The 2,471-nt window shown below is 76.2% G+C and carries 1 protein-coding gene and 1 pseudogene; both read right to left on the bottom strand.

Annotated features, from left to right (window positions below; all coding sequences use genetic code 11):
• Positions 1-204, bottom strand: a pseudogene (locus GT042_RS07830) (3-oxoacyl-ACP synthase); the annotation flags it as partial.
• Positions 201-2,333, bottom strand: coding sequence for an acyl-CoA dehydrogenase (locus GT042_RS07825; protein ID WP_272925690.1), 2,133 nt, complete (start codon positions 2,331-2,333; stop codon positions 201-203). The gene GT042_RS07825 and the pseudogene GT042_RS07830, both read right to left, overlap by 4 nt.
• Positions 2,334-2,471: the final 138 nt, after the last annotated feature.

Here is a 2,471-nt window from a genome sequence, read left to right as displayed (position 1 = left end):
GGCGGCGCGTACGGCCGCCGCCGCGAGGTCGGAGGCCGCCTCGTCGGGGGCGGCGACGTGGCGGGCGCGGACGCCGGTGCGCTCGGCGATCCACTGCGGGGTGACCCCTGCGGACCGGGCGATCTCCTCGTTGTCCCGCTGCCGGGCGGGGAGGTGGGCGCCCATACCGAGGACGCCGATGGAGGGATCCGTACGCGCGCTCATGTGGCTCCGCCCGGAGGTGTGTTGGTGTGATGGCTCGGATGCGGACCGGTCCCGTACGGGTCAGTCCCGTACATGCCGGTTCCGTACGAGCCGGTCCCGTACGGGTCTCCCCCGTACGGGACCGACCCGCTCGCCCCCGCGTCGAGCGCCTCGACGAGTGCCGCCGCGTACTCGTCGGCGCCCAGCGGTGCGGGGGCGAGTCCCTCGGGCAGGGCCATGCCCTGTGCCAACAGCGGCACATACGGGGCCAGTTCGTCGCACCGGTCGTCCATGAGCGCGGGCAGCGCGGTGACGGTCGGGGCGTCCAGGACCCCCGTGGACTGGAGGACGCCGGACAGGCGGTGCGCCTGGAGCAGTCCGTACAGCGCGGCCAGCGGCGGCAGCGCCTGCTTCACCCCGGGCTCCTCGGCGCCGTTCACGGCGGCGGTCAGGTTCTCGGCCGCGAGCCGGTGCGCGTACACCTCGCCCAGCTGTTGCGCCTGCTTGAGGAGGGGGTTCCACAACTCCAGCCCCTCCAGGCCCTGTTCGGTACGGGCACGCAGGGCGCCGCGCAGGTCGGCGGTGAGGCGGCGTTGCAGGGCGCGGGTGACGGCCGGCCACCAGGCGGGGTCGGCCGGGGAGAGCGTGTGGTGCGGGGTGCCCTGCCCGGTCTCGGGCTCGGCCTCGGGCTCGGGCGGTACGTCGTCGGTGGCGAGGGCGCGGCCGGTGTCGAGCATGATCAGCGTGCTGTCGCCGCCCGCGCTGTCGAAGGCGTGGGCGAAGCCCTGCCAGGACTGGAGCCGGTTGACGTCCAGGAACCCGGCGAGTCCGCTGCGGTGCTGGCAGGAGGCGGCGAGCCGGGCGGTCTCCCGTACGGTGAACGCCTTGTACGCGGCCAGCGGCCGGTCGACGGCCGACCAGGGCGCGAAGGTCATCTTCGCGCCGGCGCGCACCTGGCCGGGGGCCGCCCCCGTCGCCCGGCCGGGGGCCGCTCCTGTCCCCCGGTCCGGGACCGCCACCGTCCCCTCGGGAGGCCGGTGGGCCGCGCTCCACGTGTCGCGGGCCGCGCCCGCCGTACAGCTGAGCGCGAAGGCCTCCGCCACGGCACCGAGCACGGCGTGCTGCTGGGTGCGGTACGTGAGCACCGGCGCGCCGGGCGCGAGTCTGCCGTGGGAGCGCCGGTGGGTGGAGTGGCGCAGGGTCGTCACGGCGGCGCCGCGCGCCATCGCCGCCATCGCGGTCGGCAGGGTCGCCCAGAGCGCCTGCCCGACGGACAGGGTCCGCCGGAGCCGGGCGTCGGGGGTGCCGAGCGGGTCGTGCGGGACGCCGTCCGCGTCGAGATCGGCGCTGTCCCGCAGCCAATTGTCGTACGGGACCCTGACCTGGTCGAAGCGGACCACGGCGTACGCGAGGGGCAGCGCGTGTGCGGAGAGCGGGTCCGAGATGTGGACGCCGGGCACGGTCACGCCGTTGTCGTCGCTCAGCTCGACGGCGAACGAGAACACCCCCGCCTCCCGCCCCCCGGAGAGGACCCGCGCGCAGACGACGGCCGTCTGCGGGAGGCCGAGAACGGCGACGGCGGAGAACTTCGCGGCGCGGGCGTCGGGGGTGTGCAGGACGAATTCCCGCCGCCCGGGGTCGAAGGTCGCGGTGGTGCGGATCGCGAGGTGGCTGCTGGCGTCGCCGATCTCGGTGACCATGAACACGCCCCGGGCGCGCGCCCCTTCGAGCCGCGCCAGGACGGGGGCGGGCCGGTCGCCGCCGGAGAGCGTGAGGACGGAACCGGCGCACAGGATGTAGTGCGAGAGCACCGCCATGTAGAGGCTGGGATCGGCGGCGGCCACACAGGCGCTGACCTCGGCCAGCAACTCGGTGTCGGAGAAGACCTCCTGGACGCCGGGCAGGGACTCGGCGAGGCGGCGCAGCCGCAGGTGGACGGCGTGGTCGTCGGGGAGTCCGGCCTCGGCGGGGAGCGGGGCGGGGCCGCCGGCGAGCGCGGCCACGATCCGCTCGCGCACGTCGGGCGGGCAGGAGGTGCCGGTGATCCGGGCGAGTTCGGCGAGCGCCGCTTCGGAAACGGTGAAGGGGGCGGCACCGGCCTCGGGGCCGGGGGCGGTTGCCGAGGTGGGCGCGGTGACGGGCGGGTTCATCCGACGGCTCCGGGGTGGGGTACGGGTACGGGGTGCGGCGACCAGTCGAAGCCGGGGTCGGCCAGGGGCGCCCGGGCCAGGGCGCCGGGCACGATGTGCCGGGCGTTGCGGGTCAGCGCGCCGCCCGTCCCCGCCTCC

The sequence above is a fragment of the Streptomyces sp. SID3212 genome (genome assembly GCF_009865405.1).
Taxonomy (GTDB): Bacteria; Actinomycetota; Actinomycetes; order Streptomycetales; family Streptomycetaceae; genus Streptomyces.
Note: the sequence above shows the minus strand (reverse complement) of the source record. Positions and strands in the feature narration are given on the sequence as shown.